Source organism: Methyloversatilis discipulorum (genome assembly GCF_018780585.1).
GTDB lineage: Bacteria > Pseudomonadota > Gammaproteobacteria > Burkholderiales > Rhodocyclaceae > Methyloversatilis > Methyloversatilis discipulorum_B.
On the sequence record NZ_JADMJL010000059.1, the window covers coordinates 20,674 to 35,514 of the forward strand.

At 66.3% G+C, this 14,841-nt stretch carries 14 protein-coding genes; 7 read left to right on the forward strand and 7 right to left on the reverse strand.

The genetic code is table 11. The annotated features are described in order from the left end of the window. Nucleotides 1-720 (forward strand): tRNA (guanosine(46)-N7)-methyltransferase TrmB, encoded by a 720-nt coding sequence (trmB, locus tag IV112_RS19650; protein ID WP_304006547.1) that lies wholly within the window; start codon nt 1-3, stop codon nt 718-720. Between the two features lie 121 nt (nt 721-841). Here the strand turns inward: trmB and hemW are convergent, their stop codons facing one another. From hemW to IV112_RS19675, 5 genes are read right to left on the reverse strand one after another with little or no spacing between them, the layout of a single operon-like run. Next, nucleotides 842-2,071 carry a radical SAM family heme chaperone HemW gene (hemW, locus tag IV112_RS19655; RefSeq protein WP_304006550.1) on the reverse strand — a complete coding sequence of 410 codons (1,230 nt, stop codon included), beginning with the start codon at nt 2,069-2,071 and terminating at the stop codon, nt 842-844. Then, the gene (rdgB, locus tag IV112_RS19660) at nt 2,068-2,664 is read right to left on the reverse strand and encodes an RdgB/HAM1 family non-canonical purine NTP pyrophosphatase (RefSeq protein ID WP_304006553.1); all 597 of its coding nucleotides are present in this window, start codon (nt 2,662-2,664) and stop codon (nt 2,068-2,070) included. Before rdgB ends, hemW begins: the two co-directional genes overlap by 4 nt. A gap of 6 nt (nt 2,665-2,670) precedes the next feature. After that, on the reverse strand, nt 2,671-3,390 hold the full coding sequence (rph, locus tag IV112_RS19665; protein WP_304006556.1) for a ribonuclease PH: 720 nt from the start codon (nt 3,388-3,390) through the stop codon (nt 2,671-2,673). Between the two features lies 1 nt (nt 3,391). Continuing rightward, nucleotides 3,392-4,309 carry a PP2C family protein-serine/threonine phosphatase gene (locus tag IV112_RS19670; protein WP_304006559.1) on the reverse strand — a complete coding sequence of 306 codons (918 nt, stop codon included), beginning with the start codon at nt 4,307-4,309 and terminating at the stop codon, nt 3,392-3,394. Beyond that, nucleotides 4,306-5,301, reverse strand: coding sequence for a serine/threonine protein kinase (locus IV112_RS19675; RefSeq protein WP_304006562.1), 996 nt, complete (start codon nt 5,299-5,301; stop codon nt 4,306-4,308). The genes IV112_RS19670 and IV112_RS19675 overlap by 4 nt, the downstream gene beginning before the upstream one ends. 153 nt (nt 5,302-5,454) lie before the next feature. On the opposite strand from IV112_RS19675, the gene IV112_RS19680 reads away from it, so the two are divergent. The 6 genes from IV112_RS19680 to IV112_RS19705 all read left to right on the forward strand — a co-directional run bounded on the left by IV112_RS19680 (nt 5,455) and on the right by IV112_RS19705 (nt 11,286). Then, entirely contained in the window at nt 5,455-6,309 is an 855-nt protein-coding gene (locus IV112_RS19680) for a YicC/YloC family endoribonuclease (RefSeq protein WP_304006565.1), read from the forward strand. Nucleotides 6,310-6,387: 78 nt separating this feature from the next. After that, nucleotides 6,388-7,008 carry a guanylate kinase gene (gene gmk / locus IV112_RS19685; protein WP_304006567.1) on the forward strand — a complete coding sequence of 207 codons (621 nt, stop codon included), beginning with the start codon at nt 6,388-6,390 and terminating at the stop codon, nt 7,006-7,008. 1 nt (nt 7,009) lies between these two features. After that, nucleotides 7,010-7,216 (forward strand): DNA-directed RNA polymerase subunit omega, encoded by a 207-nt coding sequence (gene rpoZ, locus IV112_RS19690; protein ID WP_019916482.1) that lies wholly within the window; start codon nt 7,010-7,012, stop codon nt 7,214-7,216. 54 nt (nt 7,217-7,270) lie between these two features. Continuing rightward, entirely contained in the window at nt 7,271-9,535 is a 2,265-nt protein-coding gene (locus IV112_RS19695; protein WP_304006671.1) for a RelA/SpoT family protein, read from the forward strand. A gap of 22 nt (nt 9,536-9,557) precedes the next feature. Continuing rightward, nucleotides 9,558-9,764, forward strand: a complete 207-nt coding sequence (locus IV112_RS19700) for a DUF3460 family protein (protein ID WP_020166086.1) — start codon at nt 9,558-9,560, stop codon at nt 9,762-9,764. 73 nt (nt 9,765-9,837) lie between these two features. Beyond that, nucleotides 9,838-11,286, forward strand: a complete 1,449-nt coding sequence (locus IV112_RS19705; RefSeq protein ID WP_304006572.1) for a 3'-5' exonuclease family protein — start codon at nt 9,838-9,840, stop codon at nt 11,284-11,286. Here IV112_RS19705 and IV112_RS19710 read toward each other — a convergent pair. Then, the gene (locus IV112_RS19710; protein WP_304006575.1) at nt 11,283-13,715 is read right to left on the reverse strand and encodes a two-component system response regulator; all 2,433 of its coding nucleotides are present in this window, start codon (nt 13,713-13,715) and stop codon (nt 11,283-11,285) included. The genes IV112_RS19705 and IV112_RS19710 overlap by 4 nt on opposite strands. Then, nucleotides 13,712-14,791 (reverse strand): sensor histidine kinase, encoded by a 1,080-nt coding sequence (locus IV112_RS19715; protein ID WP_304006577.1) that lies wholly within the window; start codon nt 14,789-14,791, stop codon nt 13,712-13,714. The genes IV112_RS19710 and IV112_RS19715 overlap by 4 nt, the downstream gene beginning before the upstream one ends. Nucleotides 14,792-14,841: the final 50 nt, after the last annotated feature.

Here is a 14,841-nt window from a genome sequence, read left to right on the forward strand (position 1 = left end):
ATGAACGACGACAACACGCCGGACACCTCGGAGGGCGCTGACGACGCGCGCCCGCAACGCCACATCCGCAGCTACGTGCTGCGCCAGGGCCGCATGTCGCCCGCCCAGGTGCGCAATATCGAAGAGGGCATGCCGCGCTGGGGCATTCCGTACGCGCCGCAGGCGATCGACTACGCCGCTGTTTTTGGTCGAACCGCGCCGGTGGTGCTGGAGATCGGCTTCGGCATGGGCTTCACCACGGCCGAGATTGCGGCCGCACGGCCGGACACCGATTTCATCGGCATCGAGGTGCATGGCCCGGGCGTCGGCAACATGTTCAAGCTGATCGCAGAACAGCAGCTCGCCAATGTACGTGTCATCCAGCACGACGCGGTCGAGGTGCTGCGCGACATGATTCCCGATGGTTCGCTGGCCGGCGTGCACGTGTATTTTCCCGACCCGTGGCCGAAGAAGCGCCATCTGAAGCGCCGGCTCATCCAGTCGCCGCTGGTCGCCCAGCTCGCTGCCAAGCTGGCGCCCGGCGGCTATCTGCACTGCGCCACCGACATCGAGGACTACGGCCAGCAGATGCTGGACGTGCTGTCCGCCGAACCCTTGCTCGAAAACACCGCCGACGGCTTCGCGCCGCGCCCGGACTACCGCCCATTGACCAAGTTCGAAGCGCGCGGCCTCAGGCTGGGTCACGGCGTGTGGGACGTGATCTTCCGGCGCAGGGGCTGAGCGCGCTCGCGCTTCACCGATTGTCGGCCCGCGGTCTTCTGTCCGCGACAGGGCCTTCAACCAGCACCGGTGCACGCCCTGGCTGAAACCCGATTGCGAGCAGAGCGCGATCGACCCGACCTCAGTCGAGAAAACGCTGCAGCAGCTCGTTCAGGAAGCGCCGTCCGCGCAGCGTCGGTTTGACCCGGCCGCTGTCCAGTGCCAGCAGGCCCGCTTCGCGCGCTTCGAGCAGGCGCGGCATCAGCTGCTCCAGCGCAAGGCCGGTGTGACGCGCGAACAGGTCGACGTGGAAGCCGTCGTTCAGCCGCGCCGCATTCATCATGAATTCGAAGGGCAGTTCATCGCTGCCGACCATGCGCGACTCCTGCACGAAATCGCCGCGCGCCGCGCCTTCCAGATAGGCGTTCGGATGCTTGTGCCGCATGTCGCGCCGGACGCGGTCGTGGAAGCTCAGCTTGCCGTGGGCGCCGGCGCCGATGCCCAGGTAGTCGCCGAACTGCCAGTAATTCAGGTTGTGCAGGCACTGCTGGCCCGGCCTGGCGAAGGCCGAGGTTTCGTAGTGCATGAAACCGGCGTTGGCCAGCTGCGCTTCTATCGCCTCTTGCATATCGGCCGAAACGTCGTCGTCCGGCAGGTCGGGCGGCTGCGCCGCGAACGGCGTATTCGGTTCCAGCGTCAGGTGATAGCAGGACAGGTGGGTCACGCCGGTGGCGATCGCGGTGTCGAGATCGGCGAGCGCTTCGGTCAGCGTCTGCTGCGGCAGCGCGTACATCAGGTCGATGTTCACCCGTTCGAAGGTGCGCAGCGCGAGGTCGATGGCGCGCCGCGCCTCGCGCGTGTCGTGGATGCGGCCGAGCGCGGCGAGCTGTCGGTCGTCGAAGCTCTGCACGCCGATCGACAGACGGTTCACGCCCGCGTCGCGGAAACCCTTGAAACGGTCGGCTTCCACCGTGCCCGGATTCGCCTCCAGCGTGATTTCCGCTTCCGGCGATAGATTCACGCGCGCGCGCACTGCGGTGAGCAGGCGGTCGAGCGCGTCCGGCGTCATCAGGCTGGGCGTGCCCCCGCCGAAGAAAATGGTCTGTACCCGGCGGCCCCAGATGTCGGGCAGTGACGATTCCAGGTCGGCGATCAGCGCGTCGATGTAGGCGGCTTCGGGAATGCCGTCGCGCACCGTGTGCGAGTTGAAGTCGCAGTACGGGCACTTGCGAACGCACCACGGGAAGTGGATGTACAGCGACAGCGGCGGCGAAACGGTGAACGCCGGCGAGTCCGACGAGGCTGGCGATGTTGCGCCCGCCGACCCCGGCTGCGCGGCGCGCGCCGGCTTCAGCGGGATGACGCGGCTCATGACGGATTCTGCAGCCGGTCGAGCAGATGACGCATCGCCGCCGCGCGGTGCGACAGCGTGTTCTTTAGTTCCGGTGCCAGTTCGGCGGCGGTCTGTTCGAGCGAAGGTACGAAGAAGTGCGGGTCGTAGCCGAAGCCGCCGTCGCCGCGTGCCTGCGCGACGATCTCTCCGTGCCACTCGCCGTCGGCGATCAGCGGCTGCGGGTCGTCGGCCGAGCGCACCAGCACGATGACCGAATAGAAATGGGCGCGGCGGTCGTCCACGCCGTGCAGATCGGCGATCAGCTTGGCATTGTTGGCGAGATCGGATTTCGGTTCGCCGGCGTAGCGCGCCGACAGCACGCCCGGCTTGCCGCCGAGTGCGCTGACGCACAGGCCGGAGTCGTCGGCCAGCGCCGGCAAACCGGTTTCGCGCGCCGCATGGCGCGCCTTGGCCAGCGCGTTCTCGACGAAAGTGGCGTGAGGCTCTTCCGCCTCGCTGACGCCGAGCGAGCCCTGAGTGACCACCTCGATGCCCAGCGGCGCCAGCATGGCCGACAGTTCGCGCAGCTTGCCGGCGTTGTTGCTTGCGAGGACCAGGCGTTCGATTTTCATCAGGGGTTAGATCTCCAGTGCGCGGCGCTGGGCCGCGATCAGGCCGTTGATGCCATTCTCGGCCAGATCCATCAGCGCGTTCAGTTCGCTGCGGGTGAAGGGCACGCCCTCGGCCGTGCCCTGCACTTCGCACAGGCCGCCCGAGGCGGTCATGACGACATTCATGTCGGTGTCGCAGTTCGAATCCTCATCGTAGTCGAGGTCGAGCACCGGTGTGCCTTCGTGTATTCCGACCGACACCGCGGCGACCAGTTCGCGCAGCGGGTTGGCGGGCAGCAGCCCCTTCTTCACCAGACCGGTCAGCGCGTCGTGCAGCGCGACGCAGGCGCCGGTGATCGAGGCGCAGCGGGTGCCGCCATCGGCCTGCAGCACGTCGCAGTCCAGCGTGATCTGGCGTTCGCCGAGCGCGGCGAGGTCGGTGACCGAGCGCAGGCTGCGGCCGATCAGACGCTGGATTTCCTGGGTGCGGCCGGTCTGCTTGCCCTTGGCCGCCTCGCGCGCACTGCGTGTGTGGGTGGCGCGCGGCAGCATGCCGTATTCGGCGGTTACCCAGCCCTGGCCCTTGCCGCGCAGGAAGGGCGGCACGCTCTCTTCGACGCTGGCGGTGCACAGCACGCGCGTATTGCCGATCTCGATCAGCACCGACCCTTCGGCGTGGCAGGTGAAATTACGGGTGATGCGCAGGTCGCGCGCCTGGTCGGGCCGGCGGCCGCTGGGTCGTGTCACGTCATTGTCCCTTCGAGTACTTGTTGATCGCGGAATTGATTTCCGCGATGGCGGATTCGATCGCCGATTCGTCCCACTCCTCGCGCATCGACGCGCGGTCGCCGAAACTTTCGATCACCGTGGTGTGGCGGTCGAGCGGCAGCGTGCGAGTGGTGACTGAGCCGTGCGGCTCGTCGGCGTAGTTGTCGTGCCAGTTGATCGCCACGGTCGTCAGATTGTCGGCGGTCTCTCCACCCGCCGCCTCAGCCTGATCCATCAGCCGCGGCACGGCGGTCATCACGTCCGGGTTCTCGAAGGTCCTCAGCAGCACGTCATTGCCCAGCGGGCCCCACACACCATCGCTGCACAGCAGAACGGTGTCGCCGGCCAGCAGCGGCGTCTTGCGCGAATATTCGATCTGCGGCGCGATCGGGCCGCCGAGACAGCTGTAGATGCGGTTGCGGTGCGGGTGCGTCATCGCACCGTCCTCGTCGAGCAGGCCGCGGTCGATCATGCGCTGCACGCGCGAGTGGTCGCGCGTCTGCGTCATCACATGGCCGGCGCGCAGCACATAGAGCCGAGAGTCGCCAGCGTGCGCCCAGTAGGCGACCGAATCCTGGATTACGCAAGCGACACAGGTGGTGCGCGGACCGTCCTCGAGGTCGCGCTCGTCGGCGTAGTCGAGGATGGCGCAATGCGCGTTGGTCAGGCCGCGCGACAGGAACAGGAAGGGGTCGTTCAGCCGCGGCTTGGCTTCGCGCTGGAAGGACTCGACCAGATACTGCACCGCGATCTGCGCCGCTACCTCGCCCTGGAAGTGGCCACCCATGCCGTCGGCCACCACCATCAGCAGAGCGTCGCGCGAATAGGAGTAGGCCATGCGGTCCTGATTGGACTTGCGCTTGCCGACGCGGCTGTCCTGAAAGATGGTGAATCTCATTTGCTCATCCAGGTGCTGAAGCGGCTGAACTGTGCGCGCACGCGGTTGAGCCAGTGATCGGAAGCGCTTGTGCTGGCGGCAGCGGCGGCGGCCGCTAGTTCCGTCTCTTCGTTCTCGCGGTCCCAGGTGGCCAGCGACCGCTGCAGGGCGAAAACGCTCTGCGGCCGCTTCAGGTGATTGAGCTGCATGCACAGGTCTATCGTTTCGAGCAGCTGCTTCGAGTACTGGCCTATCCAGCGCTCGGAGGCGAGGATGACCGTATCGTTCTCCATGCGCTGGTCGGCCGCCTGCGGCGGTCCGCCCGACAGGCAGGCGTACATGCTGGCGCCGATGCTGTAGATGTCGCTCCAAGGGCCGAGCAAGTCGCGGTTGCGGTAGTGCTCGGGGGCGGCAAAGCCGGGCGTGTACATCGGCTTCAGCATCGGCGTGTCGACCATCAGCGTGTTGCGTGCGGCGCCGAAGTCGATCAGTACCGGCGAACCGTTGTTGCGCAGGTAGATGTTCGACGGCTTGATGTCCAGGTGCAGCAGCTTGTGCGAATGCACTTCGCGCAGGCCGTTGAGCAGGCGCGTGAACACGTAGCGGATGAAACTTTCGCGAATCTCGCCGCGGCGACGCGTGATGTAGTCCTGCAGCGTGCGGCCGCGTTCGTAGCGCATCACCATGTACACGGTGTCGTTGGCGCGGAAGAAGTTGAGCACGCGCACCACGTTCGGGTGATTAAGCCCGGCCAGCGTGCGCCCTTCCTCGAAGAAGCACTTCATGCCATAGCGGAAGGCCGGCAGGAATTCCTCGGGAATCTTCGGCTGGATATGGCCTTCCTCGCGCAGGGCCAGCGCGTTCGGCAGGTATTCCTTGATCGCGACCGGCGTGTTGTCGCGGTCGTGCGCCAGATAGACGATGGAAAACCCGCCCAGGCTCAATTGGCTGTGGATGCGGTACTGGTCCAGTTCAAAGCCCGGCGGCAGGGCGCAATTGACTTGTGGGGGCATTCTGCGGGCCGCTATGATCCTTGTTTCGGCGCGATTCTGGGCGTTTGCCCACAGGCTGTAAAGCTGCCCGACAGGTGCTGTCGGCAGCGTTTGCACGCGTTGATGACCGATGGATCAACAGGGGAAGAACGCGTGGCAGGCAGCATACACAGCATGACGGGTTTCGCGACGGCTGCAGTCAGTGTCGGCGCAGCGACGCTGAACCTTGAGCTCAGAACCGTTAATTCGCGTTTCCTCGACCTGCATTTCCGGCTGCCCGACGAACTGCGCGTGATCGAGCCCTTGCTGCGCGAGCAGATCACCGGCGCATTGTCGCGTGGCAAGGTCGATTGCCGTGCCGGTCTGCAGGCGAGCGGCGAATCGGCGCGCGAGCTGGCGCTCAACCCGCAGCTGCTGGCCCAGCTGGTGGCGCTCGAAGCCGGCGTGCGCGCGGCACTGCCGCAGGCCGCCTCGCTGTCGGTCGCCGAGGTGCTGCGCTGGCCCGGCATGCTGGGCGACGACACGATACCGGCCGAGGCGCTGACCGAAGCGGGCGCACGTGCGGTGCGGCAGGCGCTGGCCGACCTCACCGCGTCGCGCAGCCGCGAAGGCGTGCGACTGGCCGGCATGCTGATGGAGCGCGTCACCCGCATGCGCGAACTGGTCGCGCAGGTGACGCCGCGCGTGCCCGAGGTCGTGCGCGAATACCAGGCCAAGCTCGTGCAGAAACTGCAGGAAGCCATAGGCAGCGCGGACGACGAGCGCATCCGCACCGAAGTCGGCCTGTTCGCGGTGCGCATCGATGTCGCCGAGGAACTGAACCGGCTGTCGGCGCATCTCGATGAAGTGGAGCGCATCCTCGCCAAGGGCGGCAGCGCCGGCAAACGGCTCGACTTCCTGATGCAGGAACTGAACCGCGAGGCGAACACGCTGGCCTCGAAGTCGGTCGCACAGGACGTTGGCGGCGTCGCGATGGAGCTCAAGCTGCTGATCGAACAGATGCGCGAGCAGGTACAGAACATCGAGTGAGCCGGCGGGCGGCTCCAGATTCACGCCGGCCTGCCGTTGACGCGGTTCCGGCGTATTTCGTCCTTTTCATTGCAAGACATGGCTAAACGCGGCGTACTTTTCATCGTCAGCGCACCGTCCGGTGCAGGCAAGACCACGCTGGTGCGCGGTCTTCTCGAACGCGATCCGCAGATCGGACTGTCGGTATCGCACACCACGCGGGCGGCGCGTCCGGGCGAGGTGGACGGCGTTGCCTATCACTTCGTCAGCATCGACACCTTCGACGCGATGCGCGCGGCGGGCGACTTCATCGAGTCGGCGCACGTGCACGGCAACTACTACGGCACCTCGCGTCGCTGGCTCGAAGAACGGCTCGATGCGGGCCATGACGTGCTGCTGGAAATCGACTGGCAGGGCGCCCAGCAGGTGCGTGCGCTGTTTCCGGAGGCGGTGAGCATCTTCATCCTGCCGCCGTCCTTCGAGGCGCTGGCGCAGCGCCTGACCGGCCGCGGATCGGACGCGCCGGAGGTGATAGAACGCAGGCTGGCTGCGGCGCGCGAAGAGATCGGTCATCTTCGCGAGTTTGATTTCGTTATAATCAATAACATACTGAGTCAGGCGCTGGACGAAATGGTCACCGTCGCACGCGCTGCGCGGCTGCTCCGATCGAGCCAGATGGCCCGGCATCCCGAGTTTTTCCATTCCCTGGGTGTGAATTGATATGGCACGCATTACCGTCGAAGATTGTCTGAAGCGCATTCCGAACCGTTTCCAGTTGACGCTGGTTGCCACCTACCGTGCCCGCCAGCTGTCCGCAGGCAGCACGCCGCAGGTCGATGGCGACAAGGACAAGCCCACTGTCGTCGCGCTGCGTGAAATCGCCGCCGGCAAGGTCGGTCTGGAAATCCTGAACCGAGGCCAGGCCTGATGAGGCCGGGCTGTCAGCGCTGACTTCATGAACCGACCGGTGGACGACCTCATCATGCCCACCCCGGTCGCCCACGTTACGCCTGCACAGCCCATCGTCAGCCTCGCCCCGGCTGACAACGATCCCGACGCCGGTACGCCGGCGCCCCCCTGTTCTACGGTCGCCGATCTCGAACGCCTGATCGCCGACATTTCAACCTATCTGCGCGAAGAAGACGTGCAGCGCGTGCGCGACGCGTACGCGCTGTCGGCCAGTGCGCACGCCGGGCAGTTCCGCATGAGCGGCGAGCCTTACGTGTCGCACCCGCTGGCGGTCGCCGAAATCCTCGCCGGCTGGCAGCTCGATTCGCAGGCGCTGTGCGCGGCGCTGCTGCACGACGTGATGGAAGACACCGCCATCACCAAGGCGGAGATTGCCGAGCGCTTCGGCAAGGTGGTGGCGGAACTGGTCGATGGCGTGTCCAAGCTGGACAAGATCGAGTTCCAGTCGAAGGAAGACGCGCAGGCCGAGAACTTCCGCAAGATGCTGATGGCGATGGCGCGCGACGTGCGCGTCATCCTGATCAAGCTGGCCGACCGCACGCACAACATGCGCACGCTGGGTTCGATGCGGCCGGACAAGCAGCGCCGCATTGCCCGCGAAACGCTGGAAATCCACGCCCCGATCGCCAACCGCCTCGGCCTGCACGCGGTGTACCGCGAGCTGCAGGACATGTCCTTCCACGCGATGCACCCGATGCGCTACCGCGTGCTGGAGCGCGCAATGAAGTCGGCGCGCGGCAACCGGCGTGAAGTGGTGGGCAAGATCACCGAAGCGATCCGCACCCGCCTGCCGGAGCGCGGCATCGACGCCGACGTGTTCGGCCGCGAGAAGAGCCTGTATTCGATCTTCCGCAAGATGCGCGACAAGCACCTGACCTTTTCGCAGGTGCTCGACATCTACGGTTTTCGCGTCGTGGTGAAGGACGTGGCGGCCTGCTATCTGGCCCTCGGTGCGCTGCATGCGCTGTACAAGCCGGTGCCGGGCAAGTTCAAGGACTACATCGCGATCCCGAAGGCCAACGGCTACCAGTCACTGCACACCACGCTGATCGGCCCCTTCGGTACACCGGTCGAGGTACAGATCCGCACGTCCGAGATGCACCAGATCGCGCAGAACGGTGTGGCTTCGCACTGGCTGTACAAGGACAGCGAACAGTCGCTCGACGACCTGCAGGCAAACACCCACCGCTGGTTGCAGTCGCTGCTCGAACTGCAAAGCTCGGCGCCGGATTCGGCCGAGTTCCTCGAACACGTGAAGATCGATCTGTTCCCGGGCGAGGTGTACGTGTTTACGCCCAAGGGCAAGATCATGTCGCTGCCGCGCGGCGCGACCGCAGTCGACTTCGCCTACGCGGTGCATACCGACGTCGGCCATTGTTGTGTGGCCTGTCGCATCAACCAGGAACTGATGCCGCTGCGCAGCGAGCTGAGCAGCGGAGACCAGGTCGAAATCATCACCGCCTCGCATCCGAACCCGAACCCGGCCTGGCTGGGTTACGTGAAGACCGGCAAGGCGCGCGCGCAGATCCGCCACTTCCTGAAGACCATGCAGGTCGAGGAATCGGCGCAGCTGGGCGAGCGGCTGCTTACCCAGGCGCTGCGCCAGTTCGGCGTGACGCCGGACGAGATCGGTGACGCCTCGTGGGCGCAATGGCTGGAGACAGCCGAAGTGAAAAGCCGCAAGGAAGCGCTGGCCGACATCGGCCAGGGCAAGAGCTCGGCCACCTTTGTCGCGCGCAGCCTGCTCAAGCTGCAGACCGCCAGCGAGCAGCAAGGCACGCCGCTGCCGGCGCCGGAGAGCGCGCTGCTGATCCGCGGTTCCGAAGGCATGGCGGTGCAGATCGCACGCTGCTGCCAGCCGATACCGGGCGACCCCATCGTCGGTCAGTTGCGTGTCGGTTCCGGCCTGATGATCCACGCGCACGACTGTCCGACGCTGCGCCGCAACCGCAAGGACGGCGACCAGTGGGTCGACGTCGAGTGGGAGCGCGACAGCAGCCGCGTGTTCGAAGTCGGCATCCGCGTCATCGCGGCGAACCGCCCGGGCGTGCTGGCCAAGGTCGCCTTCGAGATCGCCGAATGCGGCGCCAACATCCAGAATGTCGGCATGGAAGAGGACGGCAGCCTCTACACGCAAATCCACTTCACGCTGCAGGTCAGTGATCGCGTCCATCTGGCGCGCATCATGAAGGGCCTGCGCCGCGTGCCGGAGGTCGTGCGCATCGCCCGCGTGCGGGCCTGCGACAAGACCGACGAATCGCGCGGCAAGACACATTGAGTCGTTTCCAACGGAGTTTCAATTGGCTGATTACGAATCCGATCACACGCGCTTCATGCGCGAGTACCTCGAAAAGCACCCGGAGCAGATCGAAGAGCAGCGTCGCGGCCGCGCGCTGTGGTGGGACAAGCCGCAGGACTTCGAAGCGCAGCGCCGCTTCAACGAGGCACGCGTCGCGCAGAAGCCCTACCCCTACCAGACCGATCTGACGCCCACCGACGCGCACTGAAGCCGCGACGTCCTTATTCTGGCTGCCCCGTGCGCTGTGCCGCTGAGCCGGCGCGCAGGGTGGCGACCATCGCATGAGCGTGTTCGATCAGCCGCTGGCCATCGTCGACCTTGAAACGACAGGGGGCGACCCGCGCGCCGACCGTGTGACCGAGGTCGGCGTCGTGCTGATAGACGGGCCGCAGCGGCGCGAGTGGTCCAGCCTGGTCAATCCGGGCGTGTCGATTCCGCTGTCCATCCAGCGCTTCACCGGCATCACCGACGGCATGGTCGCCGGTGCGCCGCGCTTCGCCGAGATCGCGGAGGAACTGGCGGCGCTGCTGCACGACCGCCTGTTCGTGGCGCATAACGCGCGCTTCGACCACGGCTTCCTGCGCAACGAGTTCGCCCGCGTCGGTCTGAATTTCGCGCCGCGCGTGCTGTGCTCGGTCAAGCTGTCGCGCGCTCTCTATCCGCACTTTCCGCGCCACGGGCTGGACGCGCTGATGGAGCGCTTCGGGCTGGTCTGCGACGCCCGCCACCGCGCCATCGGTGACGCGCGACTGGTGTGCGATTTTCTCGACATCGTCGCGCGCGACTTTCCGCCGGCGGTGATCGGTCCGGCGATGGAGAAGGCCGGGCGCACCGCCGCCGCGCCGCCCGGCATGACACCGGGTGCGCTCGACGACGTGCCGGAGGCGCCGGGCGTCTATCTGTTCTACGGTGCCGCGCCCGAGTCGACCGACCTGCTGCCGGCGCCGGCAGAGCTGCCGCTCTACATCGGCAAGAGCCGTAACCTGCGTTCGCGCGTGCTGGCGCACTTCACCGGTTCGCACAAGGGCGGACAGGCGGCGCGCATGCTGCGCGAAACGAAGCGCGTCGATTGGGTCGAAACGGCGGGCGAACTGGGAGCACTGCTGCTCGAAGCGAAACTGGTGAAGCAGTTGCAGCCGCTCTACAACAAGCAGTTGCGGGCCGGCGGACCTGCCGTGGCGCTGGCGTTGCGCGGCGGCCCCGGTAACGAGGTGGCGGCTGGCGAAGCGGCGCTGACGCTGGTCGATCTCGACCGCGTCACGCCGCGTCAGCTGGCGGGACTGTACGGTCCCTTCCGCTCACGCCGCGACTGTCTGACCACGCTGCGCGAACTGGCGACAGCCTGGCAGCTGTGTCCGAAGCGCATCGGTCTGCAGGGCTACGAGCGGCGTACCGCCGCCTGCGTCAATGTGCAGATCAAGCGCTGCCGCGGTGTCTGCTGCGGTCGCGAAGACCCGCGGCAGCACGATATGCGGCTGATGAGTGCACTCGACGGCCTGCGTATGCCCGACTGGCCGTGGCCGGACGCCGTGGCGGTGCGCGAGCGCCGTCCGGGCGCCGAGCGTGGCGACCGGCACTGGCTGGCGCACTGGTGCTATCTGGGCAGCGCGCCGGAGGGCAGCGACGACGCGGCGCCGTTGCAGCGCGACGCGCGCTTCGATTATGACCACTACCGCATCCTGCGCCGTCATCTCGACGGACTGCCGGCCGACGCGGTCGAGGCCGTCTAGGATTTGTCGGGCGGATTTACCAGAGATTGCCGCAGCTGGCTTGCCGACATCGGGCGGGCAAACAGATAACCCTGACCCTCCGAACACCCGAGCCGCAGCAGCAGTTCAGCCTGTTCCGACAGCTCGATGCCTTCGGCGATGGTGGTCATGCGCAGCGAGCGGCCCAGCGCCAGCATGGCCTCTATCATTGCACGGGCGTCGTCGCTCTCTGTCAGGTCGATGATGAATGAACGGTCAATCTTGATGCGGTCTATCGGCAGGCCGCGCAGTACGCTCAGCGACGAGTAGCCGGTGCCGAAGTCGTCGATGCTGATCGAGACGCCCAGACGTTTCAGCGCGTCGAGTATGCCGGCGCTGTGTTCGATCACCTGCAGCGTGGACTCGGTGATTTCGAGTTCCAGCGATTCGGCCGGGAAGCCTGTTTCGGTCAGCACCTCCAGCACGTGGGCGACGAAATCCTCGCGCATGAACTGCCTGACCGACACGTTGACGGCGAGGCGCATCTGTCGCCCGTCGTTGTCCGGCAGGCCGACGATGTCATGGCAGGCGCGGCGCAGCACCCACATGCCCAGCGTTTCAATGATGCCGCTCTCTTCGGCGACCGGAATGAAGCGGGCCGGCGAAATCATGCCCAGTTCCGGATGCGGCCAGCGCACCAGCGCCTCGACGCCGATCACGTGCGCGTCGGACAGCCGGAGCTGGGGCTGGTAGTGCACCTCCAGCGCGTCGTTCTCGATCGCGCGACGCAGGCCCTGCTCCATATGCATGCGTTCCTGTGTGCGCTCCGACATGTCGGTCGTGAAGAACTGATAGCGGTTGCGTCCTTGCGACTTGGCCGAGTACATCGCGATGTCGGCCGCGCGCATCAGCACGTTGCGGTCGGTGCCGTGATCGGGGAACACCGCGATGCCTATGCTGCCGGTGATGCGTATCTGCTCGCCACCGAGGTCGAACGGGTCACGCAGCGCACCGAGCAGCTTCATCGCCAGATGCGAGGCGTCTTCAGGCTGTGCGCTGCCGGTGAGCACGACGAATTCGTCGCCGCCGAGGCGGGCCAGCGTGTCGCTGCGGCGCAGCGCCTCACGCAGCCGGACCGACACCGCGCGCAGCAACTCGTCGCCGACGCCATGGCCCAGCGTGTCGTTCACACCCTTGAAGCTGTCGAGGTCGAGGAAGAGCAGGATGCAGCGTTGCTGCGCACGACGTGCCTGTTCGATGGCGCGCTCGAAACGGTCGTCGAACAGCAGGCGGTTGGGCAGGCCGGTCAGCGCGTCGTGATGCGCCAGATGATTCAGCTTCTCCTCCGCCTGATGGATGGCGCTGAAATCGGAGAAGGCGGCGACGAAATGGGTGACCGTGCCGTTGTCGTTGCGCACGGCGCTGATGCTTTCCCAGGCAGGGAAGCTGTCGCCAGACGCGCGTTGGCACAGCACCTCGCCCTGCCAGTAGCCGGTGCCCGAGGGGGCGGCCAGCGCCGCGTAGAAATTGTCGCCGTGGCCGGTTCCCAGCACTGCGTCAGGGTCGAGGCCGAGTACCTGGGTCTCGTCGTGCCCGGTGATGCGTGTGTAGGCAGCATTGACCGCGACGATGCGCCGACGCGCGTCGGCGATCACGATGGCTTCGGCCGTGGTGTGGAACACGACGCTGGACTGGCGCAGGCGCTCCTCGTCGCGCCGGCGTTGCGTCACGTCCTGCAGGATGCCGACGATGCGCCGCTCGCCCGCCGGGTCGCCATAAGCGCGCGCGTGCGCTTCCAGATTGCGTGCGCCACCATTGCCTACGGTACGGAATTCGATGCGCACCGGATCGCCGCGCTGCAGTGCCGCGTTCAGCGCCGCCGACACGCGCTCGCGATCGCCGGCATCGACGCGCGACAGGAAGAGGCTCCACGACTCGTCCAGCGGGACCGGGCGGTCGCCGAACAGGCTGCGCAAGTGTCCGTCGCCGTGCAGCTGCATCGAATCGCCCTGCCACTCGATCACGCCGAGCGAGGCGGCATCGAGCGCCTGCTTGAACAGCTGTTCGCTGCGCTCCACGAGCACCTCGACCTCGCGACGCGCCAGCGCCATCTGTATCGTCGCGTGCAGCTCGCGCGCCTCGCACGGCTTGACCAGATAGCCGAAGGGTCGGCATTCGAGTGCGCGGCGCAGCGTGTCGTCCTCGGCGTAGGCGGTCAGGAAGACCACCGGTACGCGATGCTGCGACTGGATCTGCAGTGCCGCGTCGATGCCGTCGAGCGGGCCTTCAAGGTGGATGTCCATCAGCACCAGATCGGGCGCTACCTCGCCGACCTTGCGCACCGCCTGCTCGCCGCTGGCCAGCACCGCGCCCACCTTGTAGCCGAAGGACTGCAGCTGGTTCTTCAGGTCGAAAGCGATCACGCGTTCGTCCTCGACCAGCATCAGATTGATCGGGAGCGGTGCGTTCATGTCGTACCTCGTGCGGGAAGGGCGGCCGGAAAGGTGATGAGATAGCTGGCGCCGCCGTCGCGCACCATCTGCAGTTCGCCGTGCAGCTGATCTATCAGCAAGGGCACCAGCTGCAGGCCGAGCGACTTCACGGCGTCGAAGTCGAAACCCGCCGGCAGGCCGACACCGTTGTCGCGCACGCCCAGCGTCAGCCGCTCGTCGCAGCTGTGCAGCGAAATGGTGATGATGCCAGTGCGCTGGGCGGGGAAGGCGTGCTTGAAGGCATTGGTGACCAGTTCGTTCACCACCAGCCCGCACGGGATGGCGCGTTCAAGATCGAGGTACACCGGCTGCCCCGGGCGTTCCAGCTGCAGCTCGACGCCGCTCGCGCTGCTGCGATAGGCACCGCGCAGCAACTGGGCCAGACGGTCGAGGTAGTCGCCGAGGTCCATGCGCGAGAAGTCCTTGCGCTCGTACAGCAGCTGATGAGTCAGTGCCATCGCCCGTACGCGGTTCTGGCTCTCGTTCAGGATGTCGCGCACGCGCGGGTCGTCGACATTGTTCGCCTGCAGATTGAGCAGGCTGGTGATGACCTGCAGATTGTTCTTCACCCGGTGGTGTACTTCGTTGAGCAGCACCGTCTTTTCCTGCAGCGCCTGCTCCAGCACCTGCTGCGCGCGACGTCGCTCGGTGATATCGACGATGGATGCCAGCACCATGACACCTTCGCCGGTGTCCATCGGATTCAGACCGATCTCGACCGGGAATTCGCTGCCGTCGGCGCGGCAGGCGAACAGGTCACGACCGCCACCCATCGGTCGTGGGCTGGGTGATGAAAGGAAGCTGTGGCGGAAGTCGGCGTGGTGAGCACGTGCGGCCGACGGCACCAGCATGTCGACCGAGCGGCCGATCAGTTCGGAGCGCGGGTAACCGAACAGTCTTTCGGTCTGTTCGTTGACCAGCACCATCATGCCGCGACCATCGACCAGAACCATCGCGCTGGGTGCGTACTCGACGACGCGGCGGAAGGCGTCGTCGTTCATCTGCGGCATAGGCGGGGTATCGTGCGCCGCTGTGCCATCGGTACGGATATCCATCGGCCATCCTCCGTGAGCCCGCGCTGGTTTCGGGCTCATTCATTCTGGAT